General features: G+C 62.2%; 17 protein-coding genes. 11 read left to right on the forward strand and 6 right to left on the reverse strand.

Annotation, left to right across the window (positions count from 1 at the left end):
- Both OZ411_RS38020 and OZ411_RS38025 read right to left on the reverse strand, forming a co-directional pair.
- A partial coding sequence (locus tag OZ411_RS38020; protein WP_282532043.1) for an integrase arm-type DNA-binding domain-containing protein occupies positions 1-789 on the reverse strand: 789 nt, incomplete at its 3' end.
- 1,007 nt (positions 790-1,796) lie between these two features.
- Positions 1,797-3,422: an MFS transporter gene (locus tag OZ411_RS38025; RefSeq protein WP_282532044.1), complete on the reverse strand. Its 1,626-nt coding sequence runs from the start codon at positions 3,420-3,422 to the stop codon at positions 1,797-1,799.
- Positions 3,423-3,761: 339 nt separating this feature from the next.
- Here OZ411_RS38025 and OZ411_RS38030 point away from each other — a divergent pair, with 339 nt between their 5' ends.
- Positions 3,762-4,685, forward strand: coding sequence for a ring-cleaving dioxygenase (locus OZ411_RS38030; RefSeq protein WP_282532045.1), 924 nt, complete (start codon positions 3,762-3,764; stop codon positions 4,683-4,685).
- Here the strand turns inward: OZ411_RS38030 and OZ411_RS38035 are convergent.
- Positions 4,678-5,637 carry a LysR family transcriptional regulator gene (locus tag OZ411_RS38035; RefSeq protein ID WP_282532046.1) on the reverse strand — a complete coding sequence of 320 codons (960 nt, stop codon included), beginning with the start codon at positions 5,635-5,637 and terminating at the stop codon, positions 4,678-4,680. The genes OZ411_RS38030 and OZ411_RS38035 overlap by 8 nt on opposite strands.
- 263 nt (positions 5,638-5,900) lie before the next feature.
- On the opposite strand from OZ411_RS38035, the gene OZ411_RS38040 reads away from it, so the two are divergent.
- A complete protein-coding gene (locus OZ411_RS38040) occupies positions 5,901-6,827 on the forward strand; it encodes an AraC family transcriptional regulator (RefSeq protein WP_282532047.1) in 927 nt (308 codons plus the stop codon).
- A gap of 23 nt (positions 6,828-6,850) precedes the next feature.
- On the opposite strand, the gene OZ411_RS38045 is transcribed toward OZ411_RS38040, so the two are convergent.
- Positions 6,851-7,483, reverse strand: a complete 633-nt coding sequence (locus OZ411_RS38045; RefSeq protein ID WP_282532048.1) for a hydrolase — start codon at positions 7,481-7,483, stop codon at positions 6,851-6,853.
- 474 nt (positions 7,484-7,957) lie between these two features.
- Here OZ411_RS38045 and OZ411_RS38050 point away from each other — a divergent pair, with 474 nt between their 5' ends.
- From OZ411_RS38050 to OZ411_RS38080, 7 genes are read left to right on the forward strand one after another with little or no spacing between them, the layout of a single operon-like run.
- On the forward strand, positions 7,958-8,608 hold the full coding sequence (locus OZ411_RS38050) for a hydrolase (protein WP_282532049.1): 651 nt from the start codon (positions 7,958-7,960) through the stop codon (positions 8,606-8,608).
- A 30-nt stretch (positions 8,609-8,638) separates the two neighbouring features.
- The gene (locus OZ411_RS38055) at positions 8,639-8,929 is read left to right on the forward strand and encodes a XapX domain-containing protein (protein ID WP_282532050.1); all 291 of its coding nucleotides are present in this window, start codon (positions 8,639-8,641) and stop codon (positions 8,927-8,929) included.
- Positions 8,926-10,812, forward strand: a complete 1,887-nt coding sequence (locus OZ411_RS38060; RefSeq protein WP_282532051.1) for an amidohydrolase — start codon at positions 8,926-8,928, stop codon at positions 10,810-10,812. Before OZ411_RS38055 ends, OZ411_RS38060 begins: the two co-directional genes overlap by 4 nt.
- Position 10,813: 1 nt before the next feature.
- Positions 10,814-11,266 (forward strand): DoxX family protein, encoded by a 453-nt coding sequence (locus OZ411_RS38065; RefSeq protein ID WP_282532052.1) that lies wholly within the window; start codon positions 10,814-10,816, stop codon positions 11,264-11,266.
- An 11-nt stretch (positions 11,267-11,277) separates the two neighbouring features.
- On the forward strand, positions 11,278-12,210 hold the full coding sequence (locus OZ411_RS38070) for a glyoxalase (RefSeq protein WP_282532053.1): 933 nt from the start codon (positions 11,278-11,280) through the stop codon (positions 12,208-12,210).
- 14 nt (positions 12,211-12,224) lie between these two features.
- The gene (locus OZ411_RS38075) at positions 12,225-13,646 is read left to right on the forward strand and encodes an alginate export family protein (protein WP_282532054.1); all 1,422 of its coding nucleotides are present in this window, start codon (positions 12,225-12,227) and stop codon (positions 13,644-13,646) included.
- A 1-nt stretch (position 13,647) separates the two neighbouring features.
- The gene (locus tag OZ411_RS38080; protein ID WP_282532055.1) at positions 13,648-14,328 is read left to right on the forward strand and encodes a YoaK family protein; all 681 of its coding nucleotides are present in this window, start codon (positions 13,648-13,650) and stop codon (positions 14,326-14,328) included.
- Between the two features lie 52 nt (positions 14,329-14,380).
- Here OZ411_RS38080 and OZ411_RS38085 read toward each other — a convergent pair whose 3' ends face one another.
- On the reverse strand, positions 14,381-15,319 hold the full coding sequence (locus OZ411_RS38085) for a ring-cleaving dioxygenase (RefSeq protein WP_282532056.1): 939 nt from the start codon (positions 15,317-15,319) through the stop codon (positions 14,381-14,383).
- Between the two features lie 125 nt (positions 15,320-15,444).
- Between OZ411_RS38085 and OZ411_RS38090 the strand changes: the two genes are divergently transcribed.
- Positions 15,445-16,350 carry a LysR family transcriptional regulator gene (locus OZ411_RS38090; protein ID WP_282532057.1) on the forward strand — a complete coding sequence of 302 codons (906 nt, stop codon included), beginning with the start codon at positions 15,445-15,447 and terminating at the stop codon, positions 16,348-16,350.
- A gap of 1 nt (position 16,351) precedes the next feature.
- On the forward strand, positions 16,352-17,620 hold the full coding sequence (locus OZ411_RS38095) for an adenylate/guanylate cyclase domain-containing protein (protein ID WP_282532058.1): 1,269 nt from the start codon (positions 16,352-16,354) through the stop codon (positions 17,618-17,620).
- Between the two features lie 79 nt (positions 17,621-17,699).
- Here the strand turns inward: OZ411_RS38095 and OZ411_RS38100 are convergent, their stop codons facing one another.
- Positions 17,700-18,824, reverse strand: a complete 1,125-nt coding sequence (locus tag OZ411_RS38100) for an alkene reductase (protein ID WP_282532059.1) — start codon at positions 18,822-18,824, stop codon at positions 17,700-17,702.
- Positions 18,825-18,840 lie beyond the last annotated feature (16 nt).

Raw genomic sequence — 18,840 nt, forward strand, 5'->3', positions numbered from 1 at the left:
AAGCTTCGCAGCCATGATCCATCTGACCGCTGCCGTGATAAACTCCCGATGAATCCCAACAGACCCTAGACTGGCCAGCTCTATGAACCATCCTTTCAAATCGCCGGTGCCCATACCGGTATTCCTGCGCTCCTCCTGATTCCAATCGACAGCATCTGCGGGATTGTCAGGCGGCAGCGATCGATTGGTCTTCCGAGCATGATTGTAAATGGCCCGCAGCGTCCGCATGCTGCCATTCGCCATGTAAGGACCGTTCTCCTTGGTAAGCTGATCATGTTTTTCGGCGACGCGACCGGGATCGTTCGCGAGATCGAGCAGAGGGGTGTCAAGCCATTCCGAAAAGATACGTTCGACGTGATCGCGATAGCCGCTTATCGTTTTCTCGCTACGGCCTTTTCGGATCAAGTGGGCTTCCAGATAGCGTTGCCAAGCCTGGTTCAGGGTAGCGGCCGCTACGGCACTATTCCCCTCGGTTCCGGCCTGTCCGGCCCTTCCGTCTAGCCTCTCTTTCGGGTGCTGCCCTTTGCTGATCTGAGCAAGATATTCCCTGGCAATCGCGCGGGCCGCTCGAGTCGTCAACTCGCTGGCATCTCCAATCGACACTCTGATGGAAGAGGCCCGCTTTCCTCGTTGTCTAAGATCACCTTGAACAGTGAAGGTCCTTTTCCGCTTCCCCACGACCACGAAGAAGCCTTTCAACTCGGTGTCGCGAGCCAGATACCAGCCATCTTCAGGAGTCGGTAGCTGAGCGATGGCCTTGTCGCTGAGAGCAATGCGAATGTCGGTCATGGGGGCGGACGTGAACTGCTAAAACGGTTTTCAAACGGTTTTGGCGAGCCGAGGTATTTGAAGGTCTGGGTTCGCTGGACTGCGAAGCTATGCGACAAGTCCCTATAAATAAAAGACCTTCTTGGACGTTGTCGTAGTGTGGCGCAGATTTAGAAATCGTAGAGAGGTGCTGGTTTTGAACTCTTAATCAGCGGGTCCCAGGTTCGAGCCCTGGTGCGCCCACCAAAGCAAAATACCTTCTTCCTCAACAAGTTACCGGCATGGTCGCCGAGAACAAAACGGGTCTCGTGCGACGTTTTCTTGTGGTCGCCCGCCGCACGGCCAGGTTGCTCTACGGCTTTTCCTTTGTTTCTGTATCTTCACCCAATTCGATACAGCGCGCAGATCCGATGGTACAGATCGATTACGTGCTCGTCGTAGAATAGGATACTAGGGGGCGCAAAACGGACAATCTGCTCTGCCCGTGGCTGCAGAGTACGGCTTGCTGCAGAACCAAAACCGGATTGTTCGCGTAGGGGGGCGATTCGCTCCTCTGCGACACCAGCTACGATTTCCTACGCCAGACTACGATTGTCTGCGATTTTGTCCTCCTGACGGCGGCGGTAGGATGCCGCTGGTGCGATTGCATCACCTGTGAAACGGCGGAGAATATCTGGGTCCTACGAGCCTGGCTTGTCGGGCCAGCAAGGAGCTTCAAATTCGCGCTGAGCATGCGGGCCGGCAGCTTTTTCCCCAAAGCTCAAGCTCCTCCCATCTGTCGCTTGTCTTGTTGGACCTATGTGCATTGAGTAATCCAGGTGATTTGTGGGCTCCTTCGAATGCGGAGTTTCGATACTAGGTGCCTCGCCACTTCAGCAACTTGAGCCCTGGTCGGAGCGCGATCGAGAGCGGGCTGTCATACTTCGTCCAGAACTCATCCTGAGAAGGTCGACGCTAGCGATACGTCCGGAATCCGAGACCAGGAAAGGTTGCTACTCTCGGCAGGCCGAGCTTGGTGCGTCGCCTGATTAAGGCGACTGAAGCCGGGTCGCTATGAAGTGGGTAACCTTGGGCTCGGCCGTCGCGCCGAACTCGCGGATCGCGTCCTGAACGATCCGGTCCGCGTTCGTCACGCGCTGGTGTTGTCGGAGATGCTCGAGCCAGGATGCGACCATAAACGTTTCCAGGAAGCGTCCGTTCTCAGCGGCATCCTCGAAGATGTCCCAGGCATAGGCGCCGTCGCGCCGCCTCTGTAGGCCCAATTCCATGACGGCGGAAAGGAAGGCGTCGCGCCTTTCCGGAGCGATGAGGTACTCGACCGTGACGAGCACGGGCCCGCGATCCGCGCCGGCATCGATGGTCAATATCGGCGCCGGCCAATGCATCGACGGTGCAAGGTCGATTCCGGCACCGGCCTGAAGCTTCCAACGCCAGGTCAGCACAATCCCGGCGACGGCGCCCGCTGCGGCGACGAAATGCGCCGCCGGCAGGCCCAGTTCCGAGGCGAACTGTCCCCAAAGGGCGCTGCCGGCGGTCATCGCGCCGAAGAACACCGTGACGAACATGGCCAAGCCGCGCCCGCGGACCCAATCGGGCAGCGAGACCTGAACCGAGACGTTGACCGTCGCGAGAACGACGATCCACGAGACGCCTGCGAGCAGGCAAGCCGAAAGACCGATCGCCGCGTGATGGGCGATGCCGAGCAGGATCAGACTGAGCGCCGTTCCGAGCGTGCCCGCAGCAACGAGCCGGTCTGGTCCCAGGGTCGTCTTCATCCAGGACAGCGCGAACGCACCCACGACGGCGCCGACCCCGATGGCTCCGAGCAGAATACCGTAGAGTTCTGGACCGCCCGCGATCTGATCGCGCGCGACGAGCGGGAGCAATGCCCAATAGGCGCTCGCGAAGAAGAAGAACGCCACCGCCCTGATGAGCGTGGCGCGGAGGCTCGGATTGAACCGCGCATGGCGGAAGCCGATCACCATGGCGCCGGCGAGCCGCTCCGGTGGCAGCCCACTCCCTTGCGGGGACGCCGGGCGCCACCAAAGCAGGGCGCCGATCACGGCGAAATTGCTCAGCGCGTTGATCCAGAATGGTGCGGCGATGCCCAGTCCGCCGATGACCACGCCGCCCAGCGCTGGCCCGATGGCTCTGCTGATGTTGACGCCCACACCGTTGCTGGCGACTGCCGCCGCCAGGTCTTCCTTCGGGACAAGCTGAGGGACGACCGACTGCCACGCGGGCGCGGTGAATGCAGCGCCGGCGCCGAGCAGGAAGGTGAACAGCAGCAGGATCGGCGGAGTGACTAGATTTAGTCCGACGAGCACCGCGCTTACTCCCGCGACGGTCGTGAGGGCGATCTCGCAGCCGATCAGAAAACGGCGCTTGTCGACGGTATCCGCCAGCGCGCCGGCCGGTAGCGCGAACAGGAACATCGGAAGGCTGCTCGCGACCTGAACCAGGGAAACCGTGAGCGGATTGGCATCGAGATTTGTCATAAGCCATCCGGACGCGGCGTTGTACATCCAGGTGCCAACGTTGGCGACGACGGTCGCGATCCACACGACGGTGAACGTGGTGTGCCGAAACGCGATCCACGGAGAAGCGTTGCGCGCAGCGACCGATTGGATGGGCTTCTCGTTGGATGGAGGCATCGTATCTACTCGACCGATCGAACGGTGATCGTCGACGGATCATGGCACCAGTTGGGACGAAGTGCCGGAGCAAGGTTTCGGACCGCCATCCTTGGTCAAGCCAGTCGGGAGTGATTGCAGGATTTCACGGCGCTTTGTACGATTGCGTCGCCGCAACGGCAAAATGGCCACATTTTGGCGTGGGACGGTTCGGTTATCGGGAGAAAGTCCAAGACGCCTAGTGAAGTTCGGGAGTTGTGTGTCCTGGACGACCGGCAACCGCAGCGGGAACGAAGGCCGGCAAGTAAGCATGACGCATCGCACGGACGGCCTTGGGGCCGCGAATTGGACATCAGCCACGTGAGCGCGCGAGGGATTCATCACGTTACGGCGATCGTCGGCGATGTACGGCGCGCCGCCGACTTCTATTGCGGTGTGCTGGGGCTCAAACGCGTCAAGAAGACCGTCTGCTACGACGACCCGGGCAGCTATCATGTTTACTACGGCGACGACCTCGGGGTTCCCGGCACCGTGATCAGCACGCTTGCCTGGAATTGCGTGACGCCGGGCTTAGCCGGCGTCGGCGAAGTCGTTCAGACGGCTTTTCGCGCAGCTCCGTACTCCCTTGACCAATGGGCTGATCGGCTGGATGCCTTCGATGTGCCCCACCGTTCGCAAATGTCGCCCTTTGGGGAGCGGATGCTCTGTTTTGCGGATCCCGACGGTACGGCGATCGCGCTGGTCGAGACACTGGAAGAACCGTCGCAGAGGGCCGATCGCAATGCGCCGGCCGCCTGCCTGCTGTACGGCCTCCACGATATCACGCTCAATGTCCGCGAGGAGGACGCAACCATCGATATCCTGCAGCAGGTCTTCGAGTTCGAACTGGTTTCCCGAAGGGATGGGACTATTCGCTTCGCGGCGCATGATGGTCCGGGCGGTGCGATCACCTTGCACGTGATCGGGAAGTCCTCGCGGGGACGCCTCGGCGGCGGTACCATCCGGCATGTCGCCTTCCGCTCTCGCGATTTCGACGACCGATCGGAGATGGTCGAGAAGCTTCGTTCAGCGTACGGCATCGTGGTGAGTGATCCGATAGAGCGAACCTACCTGAACGCGGTGGGCTTTCGCGCGCCCTGCGGCGTCCTGTTCGAGATCGCGACCGACGGTCCGGGATTCTCGGTCGACGAGGCGCCCGGGCGATTGGGCGAGAAGCTTCAACTTCCCGCTTTCCTCGAAGAGCGTCGCCTCGAATTGCAGGCGATCCTTCCTCCACTCAATTAGATCGCTTGACGGCCCGTTTCGTCCTGGTGTGTGGGACTCCTTCATGAGCCGACTTACCTTCCATGAAGTCGGTGAGGCGAGGGCAGACGAAGTCGAGGAATGCTTTCACGCGAAAGGGCAACCGCGGCCCGCCATGGTAGAGTGCGTGGATCTGCTCGTCGTCACCGACCGTACCTTTGAGCACTTCGACCAGGCGACCGGCGGCCATATCGTCGCGAATGTGATAGTCGGCCAGCCTTGCGAGGCCGATTCCTGCGATCGCCATCCTCCGCAAGGTTTGGGCGTTGTTCGCAACGAGCGGACCGCTGACCCGTCGATCGACGATGCGACCGCTTTCCTTCAGAGGCCAGACCGGCGCGGAACGCCGGAAGTTGAATCCGAGGCACCTGTGACGGGAAAGATCCGCGATACTCTTGGGTTCACCCATGCGCTCGACGTAGCCCGGAGATGCGACGATCCTTCTCTTCACGACCCCGATGCGCCTGGCGACCATCGCGGAGTCCTGCAGGGAGCCCACGCGAAAGGCGATGTCCGCTCGATCGAGGTACAGGTCGACGATCTCGTCGGAGAGCGAAATATCGACCATGATGCCGGGGTGAGTTTCCCAAAAGGCCGGGAGCAGAGGTTCGAGGCCGAGGATGCCGAACGACACTGTGGTGTTGACGCGGATCGTTCCGCCGGCCGCCGCGGCGCCTCGAGAGACGCTCCGTTCAATGCTGTCGAGTTCGGCGACGAGCGCGAGGCTCTTCTCATGGTACATCCGACCTTCGGAGGTCAAAGCCAAGCGTCGCGTGGAGCGCTCGAATAGTCGGACGCCCAGCCGCGTCTCGATCCGTCCGATGAGTTTGCTGACCGTGGACGGCGTCATCAGAAGGCGGCGGGCTGCCTCGGAATAGTTTCCAGCTTCCACCACGCGGAGGAAGACCTGCATTTCGCCAACACGATTGTCCATGCCCCGACCATCTATGAAGCTGTTTCACAAATAATGTGGAATGCGGGCGGATATCAAGTCCGGGTTTCTTCACCTATCGTCGGTCATCGTTTCCGTTTCGACGCATTTTTCCGATCGGCACGTCGCTCTCGATGGTCGCTCGTTCGGCGACTTGAACGAAGGCGATTATCTCTCTATGAGAATTTTGTTCGACGGACGCGCACTGGAATGTGGTTCGTCCTTCTCGATAGCGTGTTCGGTGGCGGATGGCTTTGGACGTTCCAATGAAGGAAGCGGCTGATAGCAGGTCTGGCGGCTTCTATGGTCGTCGCCTGAGTCAGCACCTCGGTATGGAAGGCGACTGCCTGCTACGCGTCCACCGCGAGGGACAGTTGACGCTCGCGATGACCCGACTGACCTGCTCCCACTTCGTTCGGGAACGGACGGCGGCCATCCCTTCCGAACCAGCCTTCAGCATCCTGCACCAGCTCGGCGACCTCGAAAGGCATTCCTGCTGGCTCGCCGGTAAGGCCAGGTATTCGGGGGCCTTCGGCGCTGGTACCGTCAGCGTCATCAATCTGATGGACAATCCCCAATGCGAATTCAGGGGGCCGTTCGACGCCGTCCAATACTACGTTCCGCGGCGCGCCCTTGACGAATTCGCCCAAGAGCATGGAGCCAAGCCGATCGCGACGCTCAAATGGAGCAGAGATCAGCGCGATCCCTACCTCTCGACCTTGTCCAGCGTGCTCCTCAGCGCGGTCGAGCAGGATCCGGAGACCAATCAGCTCTTCCTGGATCAGATCGGTTTGAGCCTGCTCGCTCATTTTGCGCAGACCTATGGTGGCATGCGCCCGCGGGATAGTGCGGTCGGCGGAGGTCTTGCGCCGTGGCAGGAGCGCCGCGCTAAGGAGATCATGCGGACGCGACTTGCTACCAGCCTGACGATCGCCGACGTCGCCGCGGAATGCAAATTGACGCCCAGCCACTTCGCAAGATCGTTCCGGCGCAGCACGGGTGTCGCTCCGCACGAATTCCTCTCGCAACTCCGGATCGACGAGGCCAAACGTCTCATGCTGAGCACGAAGCTTCCGCTCGCCGACATCGCGCTCATCTGCGGCTTCGGAGACCAAAGTTACTTCACCAGGGTGTTCTCCCGCAGCGTGGGCGCAAGCCCCGGAGCCTGGCGGCGGGCCCGGACCGAGGGTTAACTAAATCCGGGCGCGCTTGCGTCTCAAGCGGGATGGATCATGTCGCGGGCGTAGGCCAGGCCGATCCCGTATCCACCCGCATGGGATTCGACGATGGCGCGAGCGCCGTCGTAGGTTTCGTGCCGCGTCCAGTCACGCTGCATCTCCAGAAGTACTTGGATCCACGAAGTGAGGCGGGCGCCGGCGGCCTCCATTCGGCCGAGTGCCAGTTCGTGACTCGCCGTCGTGAGCCCTCCGCAGGCGTCGCCGACGACGTAGACCTCCAAGCCGGCCGACAATGCCGACAACACGGCGAAGCTCACGCATGCCTCGGTGAGCAGGCCCGAGACGATCAAACGGTTTCGACCGGTGGCAAGCACGGCTTCGCGTGCCTTGTCGTCTTCCCACACGTTCATGCTGCGCCGGTCGATCGGCTCGATGCCGGGCAGTGCTGACTTGATGGCCGGCATCAGCGGCCCGCTGTACACCTTCGTCGCGGAGGTCGAAGCGACGACCGGCAGGCCGAACACTGTCGCGGTCTTTGCCAGCGCGATGGCGTTGTTCATGAGGACCTGCCGGTCGATCGAACCAACTCCGAACGCCAGGCCGGCCTGTTGGTCGACCAGGAGCAGGGCGCAGTCCTTTGGTTCGAGCAGATGAAGTGGATTCGGCGGCATCTGGTTTCTCCGACTAAGATTTCAGGAATGTGAGGAGGTCTTCATTGACCTGGTCGGCTGCGTCGTCGTCGTTGCGTGAGGAGCGTCCGAATAGGTCTTCAACCCAGTCCTTGTAGTAAAAGCTGGGTATCACCTCGCAATTTCAGCAATGCCATCGATCACTCCCGTGACGAGGCGATGAGGGCTGCTACGTCGTCTTCAGATCGCCCTCGGTCCTCCTGCACGCAAAGGTCGCGGATGGAGAACCCTTTGGCTTGGACTATCTGCGCGTCCTTTGGACATGCTGGCGATCTCGGACGAGAGGCTGCTGGGCGCGTGTGCGGCGATTGTCGCTCGTGAGCAGATCATCGGGCCGGAGTCCAAGCCGCGACGAAATCGTCCAAGCGCCGGGCGGCGTTCAAGGTTCACATGCGGCCGCTTGCACCCATCCGCTTTCGTTTGATCGGTCACGTCGATCACAAGGAGACCTTCTCGATGTCGAAGCTCGAAATGCTCAGCCCGGAAAATAGCGCCATCGCACTGATCGACTACCAGCCGGCAATGTTTCAAGGCGTTCAGTCGCATGACCGCTTGGTCACGATCAACAACGTCCAGATTCTTGCAAAGGCTGCCAAGCTCTTCAAGATTCCGACCGTTCTTTCGACCGTCGCTAGAGACTCCTTCTCCGGCCCCTTCATTCCGGAGGTGACCTCGCTGTTCCCGAACCACGACATCATTGATCGAACGTCCATGAATTCGTGGCTCGATGCCAATTTCCGAAAGGCTGTGGCCGCCACCGGTCGCAAGAAATTTGTCTTGGCGGGCCTTTGGACTGAAGCGTGTGTGCTCTTCCCGACGCTGGACATGCTGAAGGAAGGATACGAGGTCTACATTCCCGCGGACGCGTGCGGCGATCTCTCGCTCGAAGCACACAACCGAGCCATGGAACGTGCGATCCAAGCGGGCGCGGTTCCCACCACCTCTTCGCAGTACGCCTACGAACTCCAGCAGGACTGGGCGCGCAGCGAGACTTACGAGGGCATGATGGACATCCAGCGTGCACATTCGCCGTACGGAATTCAGATCCGGTTCTCAAAGTGGGCGCTCGGAGAGCACGCGTCCGAGGGCAGCACGAAGGTGGCCTGACGTCGGCCCCGTCCCATCGAGAGTGGTGCGATGAAGATCTACCTCTTGTCACTCGGCGCCGGCCTTTTGGTCGGCGTCGTCTACAGCCTCCTCAACGTGCGTTCGCCGGCCCCGCCGCTGGTGGCCCTGGTCGGTCTTCTCGGCATCCTGGCCGGTGAACAGATCGTTCCCGTCGCCCGGCAACTGATGTCCGGGCACGGGCTCGGATCCGCGTGGCAACAGGCCAAGTGCGCTCCGCACATGTTCGGGATGCTGCCCGGACGTCAAAGCGATCAATCGAAGAGCGCTTCCTCGCTCGAAGATCTGGAGAAACACTCATGAGCACGGTACCGGACGTCATCTTGCATCGCGGTCTGTTCACGACGCTCGATCGCACGAACCCGACGGCTTCGGCCGTGGCCATCGCCGACGGCCGGTTCGTCGCCGTCGGACGCGATCATGAGGTGATGAAGCTCGCAGGTCCCGCCACGAAGATGGTCGATCTCAAGGGGCATCGCGTGCTGCCTGGTCTGATCGACAACCACCTCCATATCATCCGCGGCGGTCTGAACTTCAACATGGAGCTTCGATGGGACGGCGTGCGTTCGCTCGCGGATGCGATGGACATGTTGAAGCGGCAGGTCGCCGTCACGCCGCCGCCGCAATGGGTGAGGGTGGTCGGCGGATTCACCGAACACCAGTTCGCGGAGAAGCGACTTCCGACGATCGACGAGCTCAACGCCGTTGCCCCTGACACGCCGGTCTTCCTGCTGCATCTCTACGACCGGGCCATCCTCAACGGAGCTGCGCTGCGGGCCGTCGGTTATACGAAAGATACGCCTGAACCGCCGGGCGGCGAGATTACGCGCGACGCGAAGGGCAATCCCACGGGACTGCTGCTCGCCAAGCCGAACGCCAACATCCTCTACGCGACGCTCGCCAAGGGACCCAAGCTGCCCTTCGACTACCAGGTCAACTCGACCCGTCACTTCATGCGGGAATTGAACCGGCTGGGTGTCACCGGGGCCATCGATGCCGGCGGTGGATTCCAGAACTATCCGGAAGACTACGCGGTTATCCAGAAGCTGGGCCAGGAAGGTTTTCTGACGATCCGGCTCGCCTACAATCTCTTCACGCAGAAGCCGAAGGGCGAGAAGCAGGATTTCCTCAACTGGACGAAGACCTCGAAATACAAGCAGGGCGACGACTACTTCCGGCACAACGGCGCCGGCGAAATGCTGGTGTTCTCGGCGGCCGATTTCGAGGATTTCAGGGTCGCCCGTCCGGACATGCCCCCGGAGATGGAGGGGGAACTCGAGGAAGTCGTTCGTGTCCTTGTGCAGAACAAATGGCCGTGGCGGCTCCATGCGACCTACGACGAGACGATCTCGCGGGCGCTGGACGTGTTCGAGCGGGTCAACCAGGACTTGCCTCTGGATGGGCTGCACTGGTTCTTCGATCATGCCGAGACGATCTCGGACCGGTCGATCGACCGCATCGCGGCGCTCGGAGGCGGCATCGCCGTGCAGCACCGGATGGCCTATCAGGGCGAATACTTCGTCGAAAGATACGGGGCGGGAGCCGCCGAGGCCACGCCGCCGGTCAAGAAGATCATCGACAAGGGCGTCAAGGTCTCGGCCGGTACCGACGCGACGCGCGTGGCTTCCTATAACCCCTGGGTCTCGCTGTCCTGGCTGGTCACGGGCCGCACCGTCGGGGGGCTGCGGATCACACCGCCGCGCAATTGCCTCGATCGCGAGACGGCGCTGCGGATGTGGACCGAAAACGTGACGTGGTTCTCGAACGAGGAGGGCAACAAGGGCCGCATTCAGGTGGGCCAACTCGCCGACCTGATCGTGCCGGACCGCGACTACTTCTCCTGCAGCGAGGCCGAGATCGCGGATACGACGTCGCTGCTGACCATGGTCGGCGGGAGGATCGTGTTCGGAGCAGGCGACTTCTCCAAGCTCGAGAGCGTCTCGCCGCCACCCGCGATGCCGGACTGGTCGCCCGTCCGACGCTTCGGCGGCTATGCCGCCTGGGCGGACGATAAGGCAAAGGCGAAGGAAAGCAGCCTCGCCATGAAGGCCATGCAGATGTGCGGCTGCGCCAACTCCTGCGGCGTGCACGGACACGATCACGCCGCCGCCTGGTCGAGCCGTCTTCCGGTTTCCGACTTGAGGAGCTTCTGGGGCGCCCTCGGGTGCGCATGCTGGGCCGTCTGACATGGCGTCCGGAGATTCGCCGAACTGGGTTTCCGCGATCCTGCGCTGGCCGTTTCTGTGGCATGCGGCCAGGCTGGCGCTGGTCTCGGCCTACCTGTTCGGCGGCATGACCAAACTGCTCGACTTCGCGGGCGCGGCGGCCGAGCAGGAACACTTCGGCCTGCATCCGGGCTGGCTGTGGGCGGCGGCCGCTATCGTGATCGAACTCGGCGGTTCTCTGCTCGTCGTCGTCAATCGCTTCGTGTGGCTCGGCGCCGGCGGGCTCGGTGTTCTGACGTTCGTCGCGATGCTCACCGCCAACGCGTTCTGGACGATGGGGAGCCATGAGAGATTCATTGCTACCAACGCCTTCTTCGAACATCTCGGGTTGATCGCGGGTCTCGTCGTCGTATCGATTGCTTCCGACGGGGCCTGCTTCCGCCCTAGCCGCGCTGCGCGATCTCAAGCTACCTAAGGAGTCTCTCAATGAAATCGACAAGGATATTCGCTCTCCTGGCGCTTGCCGCGGCTGTCGCGGCGACGACGCCGGTCGTCGCAAAGGATGCAACGAAGTCCAAAGAGGCGGGGCTTGCCGTCGCCCCCCAATACGACACGACCCACGTCTACGTGGCGCCCGAGGACGTGGACAAGTTCGTGACGAGCTTCCTCGCGACCTTCGGCGGCAAGAGCACCAAGCAGGTGGTGGCGACCGTCACGCCCACGCCGAGCAGCACCACGTCGCAACTGCTGCAGACGCCTGTGGGCACGGTCTCGCTGTTCGGCTTCAAGACGCCAATCCCATATCCGTTCGGCGCCGAGCGCAACGGCTATCTTGTCACCGACCTCGACGAGGCGATCAAGGCGGCGCGCGCCGCGGGCGCCGACGTGTTCGTGTCGACCTTCCCGGATCCCATCGGGCGCGATGCCGTGATCCAGTGGCCTGGCGGCGTCAACCTGCAGCTCTACTGGCACACGACGAAGCCCGACTACGCCGCCTTCGAGCGGGTTCCGGAGAACCGCGTGTACGTCTCGCCCGACAGGGCAGGCGCCTTCACGCGGAGCTTCCTGACGTTCTCCCGCGGCACGATCGTCTCTGATGATGCGAAGGCGCCCGGCGTCGAGATCGGAAGATCGGATGCGACCTACAGGCGCGTCCGCATAGAGTCCGCGTTCGGGAAGATGGTCGTGCTGGTCACCGACGGGCATCTGCCCTATCCCTACGGACGGGAGACGACGGGTTATGAAGTGGCGGACCTCGCCGCCACGCTCGCCAAGGCGAAGGATGCGGGCGCCACGGTACTCGTCGAACCCTACACGTCGGACGGCCGCTCCACGGCGTTCGTCATGTTTCCTGGCGGCTACGTCGCCGAAATACACTCGCGCGGGCCGAAGAGCGCATCGCGGGCGGATCGCAAGTGAGTTGATGTCCGCCGATGTTGGCTCGAGCCGATCTGCGCAGCTTCTGGATCGTTCTTGCACTTGCGACCTTCGGCGCCGGTGTCGACCGCGCGCGTGCGGATGACGGGGGTGCTACGCTTCCGAAGCGGCCCGCGATTCAGGCGAACCGCTGGGCGGAGGATTGGTCGGTTCTCGCCGATCCGAGACTGCGCACGGAACCGTTCGACGGCCTGAAGTACATTCCGCTTTGGGTCACCGATCCGAAAAGTTACGTCTCGTTGGGCGTCACGTTGCGCGAGCGTTTCGAGAGCAACAACGCGGCGGGCTTCGGCACCGGCAACACGCCGTCGGACACCTACCTCCTGCAACGACTGCAGGTCCATGCCGACGTTCATTTCAACGAAAACTGGCGCGCGTTCGTTGAGTTGGAGGACGATCGCGCCTTCGACAAGCTGATCATTTCGCCGGTCGATCAGGACAGGCTCGACCTTCGCCTTGCCTTCCTGGAATATGTCGACACGTTCTCGGGCGGAACCCTGAAGGCCCGCGTCGGGCGGCAGGACTTCGCCTTCGACCTGCAGCGTTTCGTATCGTCGCGGGACGGGCCCAACGTCCGGCAGTCCTTCGACGCGCTCTGGGCCGATTGGGAGACTGGCGCCTGGCGGTTCATCGGCTTCGTCAGCCGTCCCGTCCAATACTTCGATGTCCGTCCCTTCGACGACACGTCGAACGACAGCTTCCGATTCAGCACGCTGAGGGTCGAACGCAAGGTTCTCGGCGACAAGGAGCTCTCCGGCTACTATTCGCTCTACGAACGGAGCAACGCCAAATATCTGGATGCTTTCGGGGAGGAGCACCGGCACGTCTTCGATGTCCGCTTCGCGGGCAACGCGGAGCACATCGATTGGGACCTCGAGGCGATGGGGCAGGTAGGCCAGGTGGGCACGACGGACATTCGTGCCTGGGCGGTCGGCGCACGAACGGGATACACGTTCGCAAGCGCGCCATGGCAGCCTCGGGTCGGGATCCAGCTCGACGCCGCCTCCGGAGACCATCGCCCCGGAGACGGAACGGTGGGTACGTTCAATCCGCTCTTCCCGAACGGCTACTACTTCACGCTCGCCGGCTATACGGGGTATGTGAACCTGGTGCACCTCAAACCTTCCATCACCGTTAGTCCGGCGAGCCGGCTGAAAGTGATGGGCGCCATCGGGTTGCAGTGGCGCGAGACGACGGCCGATGCCATCTACGTCCAGCCCAACGTGCCAATAGCGGGGACCGCCGGCAGGGGAAGCAATTGGACAGGAGCATACGGACAGCTCCGCGTCGACTACGCGTTCAACGACCACCTCACGGGCGCCATCGAAGCGGTGCATTTCGCTGTCGGCGACACGATCATCCGCGCCGGTGGACACACCAGCAACTATCTCGGCGTGCAACTCCAATACGGTTGGTAAGATGCCACGAAATATACTCCTGCTTCCACTTCTGATGAGCCTGAATGCGGGTTTCGTCGATACCGCTGGATTTCTCGCGCTCCAGGGATTGTTCACCGCGCACGTCACCGGCAACTTCGTCACCTTCGGAGCGGCCATGGTGCTCGGGACTTCCGGCGGCTTTGCGAAACTTCTGGCGCTCCCGGTCTTCTGCCTGGTCGTGATCGGAACTCGGGTCTTCAGCTTCGTTCTGCCCGCGATCGGCTTGCCGATCTTTCGCTCGATGCTCGCCATCAAGACGCTGCTTCTGGCGGCGGGCGCCGGCTGCGCCGTTTACTTCGGACCGTTCCTCCAGGGCGATAGCTGGCAGGCGATCTGCACCGGCATGATCCTGGTCGCCGCCATGGCCATTCAGAACGCCGCGCATCGCATCCACATGGGTACGGAGCCTCCGAGCACCTTGATGACGGGCACGACCACGCAGATCATGATCGACGTCGCCGACGTGCTGCGGGGCGCGCCGGTCTCGGTGTTGACCGCGGCCAAGCCGCGTCTCGGCAAGATGGCGGCAAGCGTAGCTGCCTTCGCGCTGGGGTGCGCTGCCGGCGCATGCCTCTACGCGAAGCTTGGTACGTGGTGCTTCGTCCTCCCACCGCTGATCGCTTTGCCGGCCGTGTTCCTGGCGCCCGCCGAGCCGAAGTGACGCCGCGAGAATGGATCGGCGAAACGACGGCGGATGAACGGAGAGTTCGCAGTCATGACACGGCTCGTTGAAGTTTGGGCAGGACGTCCTCGATCTCGTGGCGGTGCGGCTCGAGGACGCTCGGCAGTTTCAGATCGCGGCCGAGCGTCGCTACGGGCTCGTCGACCGCGAATCCCGGAATGTCGGTCGCGATCTCGAACAGGACGCCGCCCGGCTCCCGGAAGTAGATCGAGCGGAAATAAATGCGGTCCTTCTGCTCGGTGGGATGCAGCCCATGATTGCTGATGAGCTTCTGGGCCATGGCTTCCTGTTCGGAGTCGTCCTTCGCGCGGAACGCGATGTGGTGCACGGAGCCGCGGCCCTGGCTGCCGCGCAAAAAACCCTTCGCTTCATAGATATCGACGACATTTCCCCGTACGTCGCCGGGCGCCTTGAAGCGCGTCCCGCATCCCTCCCGTGCGGTCTCGCTGAAGCCGAAAACGTCGGTCAGGATCTTTGCGGTCTTGGTCCGATCCTCGAGCAGGAGCGTGACGCCCTGGAAGCCGTGGATCGCATGCTCTGCCGGCACCTCGCCGTTGCTCCATGGAGCTTCGTCCTCGGCGCCGGCGACGCCGACGAGTGCCAGCGCCATGCCGTCCGGATCGGAGAACGCAAGCATGGACTCGCCGAAGCGCTTCTCGATCGCCTCGAACTTGATGCCCTTCTCGAGGAAGCGCTGCGTCCAATAGCTCAGCGAGCGCTGGGGCACGCGGAAAGTCGTCTGATGGATTTCGCCGACACCTCGGCGGCCTGCAGGAGCTGCTGCCCAGGGGAAGAAGGTGAGGATCGAGCCCGGCCGGCCAGTCTCGTCGCCGTAGCAGAAATGGTAGGTGGCCGGATCGTCGAAATTGACGGTCTTCTTGACCAAGCGCAGGCCGAGATTCCGGGTGTAGAAGCGAAAGTTCTTCTGCGGGTCGCCGGCGATGGCGGTGACGTGATGGATGCCTGACATCTTGCCTCCGGGTTCGAAAGAGCCGCTCGGGCTCTGGCGACACATATCGAATGGCTTTGATGCGAGAACAATCCATGCTTTCATGACGCTACTGTTTACGAATTGGCGACAATCGGGATTGAACGATGGACAAGGTGGCCAGCCTAAAGGCCTTCGTGAAAGTGGTGGAAACCGGCAGTTTCTCGGAGGCGGGCCGCCAGCTACGCCTGTCCAGGTCGGCGATCAGCAAGTACGTCGGCGATCTCGAGGAAAACCTCGGTGTGCAGCTCCTCAATCGGACCACGCGGCATGCGAGCCCGAACGAGAACGGTCAGCTCTATTTCGAACGCGCGCTCGTCATCCTTTCCGAGATGGATGCCGCCGACCAGGCCGTCACGCATTTGCAGTCGGCCCCACGCGGACTTCTGCGCATCAATGCGCCGATGTCCTTCGGCACCATAAAGCTGGGCCCGGCGCTCGCCGACTTCATGCTCAAATATCCGGAAATGCAGCTCCAACTCGTGCTGAGCGACGACCTCGTCGATCCCGTCCAGGACGGTTTCGACGTGACCCTTCGTATCGCCGAGCTCGAATCCTCCAGCCTGATCGCGCGGAAGATCACGCCTATGCCGAGGGTGATCTGCGCATCGCCGGACTATCTCGAGAAGCACGGCATGCCATCGCACCCGCGGGACCTTCGCGATCACATCTCCCTGACGTACGGCTTCCTGCTCACCGGCAACCAGTGGAAGCTGACTGGTGCCGACGGAGAGCACTGGATCCAACCCGCCTGGTCCCTGTGCGTAAACAACGCCGAGGTGCTACGCGACGTCGCCGTCAAGGGAAGGGGAGTGGCGTTGTTACCCGAGTTCATCGCCGGTGAGGCGCTGAAGAGGAAGCAACTGCAGGCGATCTTGAAGGGCTTCTCGGCGCCGCCACTTACGCTGTATGCGATCTACCCGCCGACACGACACCTGTCGGTGAAAGTCAGGCTTTTCATCGATTTCCTCGTCGAACGCTTCGGGCGCGAACTCGATGCCCGAGGAAGTTGAAATGGCTTCCAAGACTTCCGATCCATCGCCTCGGATATATCCCCCGTCGGTCTCGTTCGTGCGAAGAGCCGGTCCGATCGCGGTCGCTGCCGGCAGCGCGGACAGCTTCGCCGAGACCGAAACCTGGCTACTGGAAGAGGCCTCCGCCGAGCGGCAGATGATCGACCTCCTGGTTAAGCTGATCTGTCGAATGAAGGTGGCTGGCTCTTCGGTCGATCGACTTACCCTGCACATCGGCACGCTTCACCCCCAGCTTGTCGGTTTCGCGTGGGTCTGGAACGCCGACGATGGATTCTGCGACGAGGTGCGGGTCGCTGACGCGACTGTCGATTCCGATGCCTACAGACTCAATCCGCTGCAGCGTATCGTCGAGACCGGCGAGACGATACGACGAGCGCCGAACGAGAGGTCGGCGCAGGACGAATTTCCGCTCATGATCGAGCTCGCGGCCGCCGGCATGACCGACTACGTTGCGATTCCCTTGTCGGGTCTGGACACACGTAACGTGATCACCGTCGCGACAAAAGCTGGCGGCGGCTTCGCCGGGGCGGAAATAGATTCATTGACCCGGCTCTTCAAACTATTCGCCTTGCATGTGCAACGGCACAGCGAGTTGAAGATCTCCGAAAACGCGTTGGCAGCCTACCTTGGTTACGGCGCCGCTGCCAAGGTGCTCGAAGGCGCAATCAAGCGCGGTGCAGGAGACTCGATCCGCGCCGTGATTTGGGTCTCGGACCTGAGGAATTTCACGCAGATGTCGGACGTTCTGGCCCCGGCCGACATGCTGGTGCTGCTGAACGCCTACTTCGAAGCGATGGCGAGCGCCGTGGCCGCTCACGGCGGCGAAATTCTCAAGTTCATCGGTGACGGCATGCTCGCCGTCCTTCCGGTGAAGATCGGCGTCGCCGAAGCGTCGCGCGCGGCCGTCTCGGCGGCGAGGGAGGCGATTGCCAGACTCGAAGCTTCTAATCGGAAAATCCGGGTCGCGTCCGACGCCGAAGGCCACCCCTTGCTGCGCGCGGGCATCGTCCTTCACGAAGGTGAGGTCTTTTTCGGCAACATCGGCGCCCCGGATCGCCTGGACTTCACGGTCATCGGCGCAGCCGTCAACGAGGCTTGCCGCGTGGAAGCGCTCACCAAGACGATAGGCCGGGACCTGCTCATGACGGAAGCCGTCGCCCGACACGTTCCCCATGATGTCGAGTATCTCGGTGAGCACCAGTTGCGAGGAATCTCCGCCCGGATGTCCGTGTACGGAATGGCGGGATGACGACTTCATTGGTCCGGCCGCTGCTCGTCAGCAGAAGGAGCCTCCATGGCTGCCGTCGACCTCCTCGGTTCTGCCAGCACTAAGCTCGCGTAGCGGTCTCTCTGCTGACGGTCTTGAGGCTCGGATAGTCGAGATATCCGGAATCCGAACCGCCATATATCCCGAACGGTTGCGGTGAGTTGTAGGGGCCGCCGGCTCGAATCCGCGCCGGAAGGTCCGGATTGGCGAGAAAGAGACGACCGAAAGCAACCGCGTCCGCCTCGCCGGAGTTGACGATCCGGGCGGCGCGCTCGGGGGTGATACCTGCGTTGACGATGAGCGGGCCGCGATAGTGTGCGCGGAATATCGGAAGCATCCTTTCGTAGTCAGGCGCCCCGGTCCAGGCGTTGGTGTCGGCGAGGTGCAGGTATGCAAGTCCGGCAGTCTCCAGCCATTGCGCGAGTGGCCCATAGGTCTCCTCCGGTTTCGGGTCCCGCGTGCTGTTGTAATCGGCGAAGGGTGATAGCCGCAGTCCTATCCGCGAACGCGGTATGACATCGGAAATCGCCGAGACAATTTCCTGAAGCAGCCGAAACCGTCCTTCGACACTCCCGCCATAGTCGTCGGTTCGCAGATTGATGGCCGGGGACAAGAACTGATGTATCAAATAGCCGTTGGCGCCGTGGATCTCGACGCCATCGAATCCTGCGCGAACGGCGTTAGCGGCCGCGAGCCTGAATTCGTTCACGACGCCTTGAATCTCTCCGAGAGTTATCGCGCGCGACGGCGTAGCGGTGATCCGCACATATGCGCCGTTGGCAAGGAGCGCCCACACCTGCAGCCGATCCAGATCGTCGTTCACGCCCGACGGAGACGGCGGTTGCTTGTCGGACAGCAGGCCACGCGCACTCGCGCGTCCGGCGTGCCAGAGCTGCGCGACAACGCGCCCCCCTTCTTTGTGGATACGACCGACGACCGCTTTCCATCCCTCGGTCTGTTCGTCGGTCCACAGACCGGGCGTCCGGTCGAACGCGAGGGACATCGGTCCCACGTTGACGCCTTCGGTAATGATGAGGCCGGCGCTCGCGCGCGCGGCGTAGTATTCCGACGCCGAGGGATTGATGATGCCCCGCTCGTCGGCGCGCGAGCGCGTCATCGGGGCCATGACTATCCTGTTGGCGAGATCGAGATCGCCCAGGGTCGTCGGATGAAAGAGATCTGCCATATTTCACATTCCTTCG

This window comes from Bradyrhizobium sp. Arg237L (genome assembly GCF_029990105.1).
Taxonomy (GTDB): Bacteria; Pseudomonadota; Alphaproteobacteria; order Rhizobiales; family Xanthobacteraceae; genus Bradyrhizobium.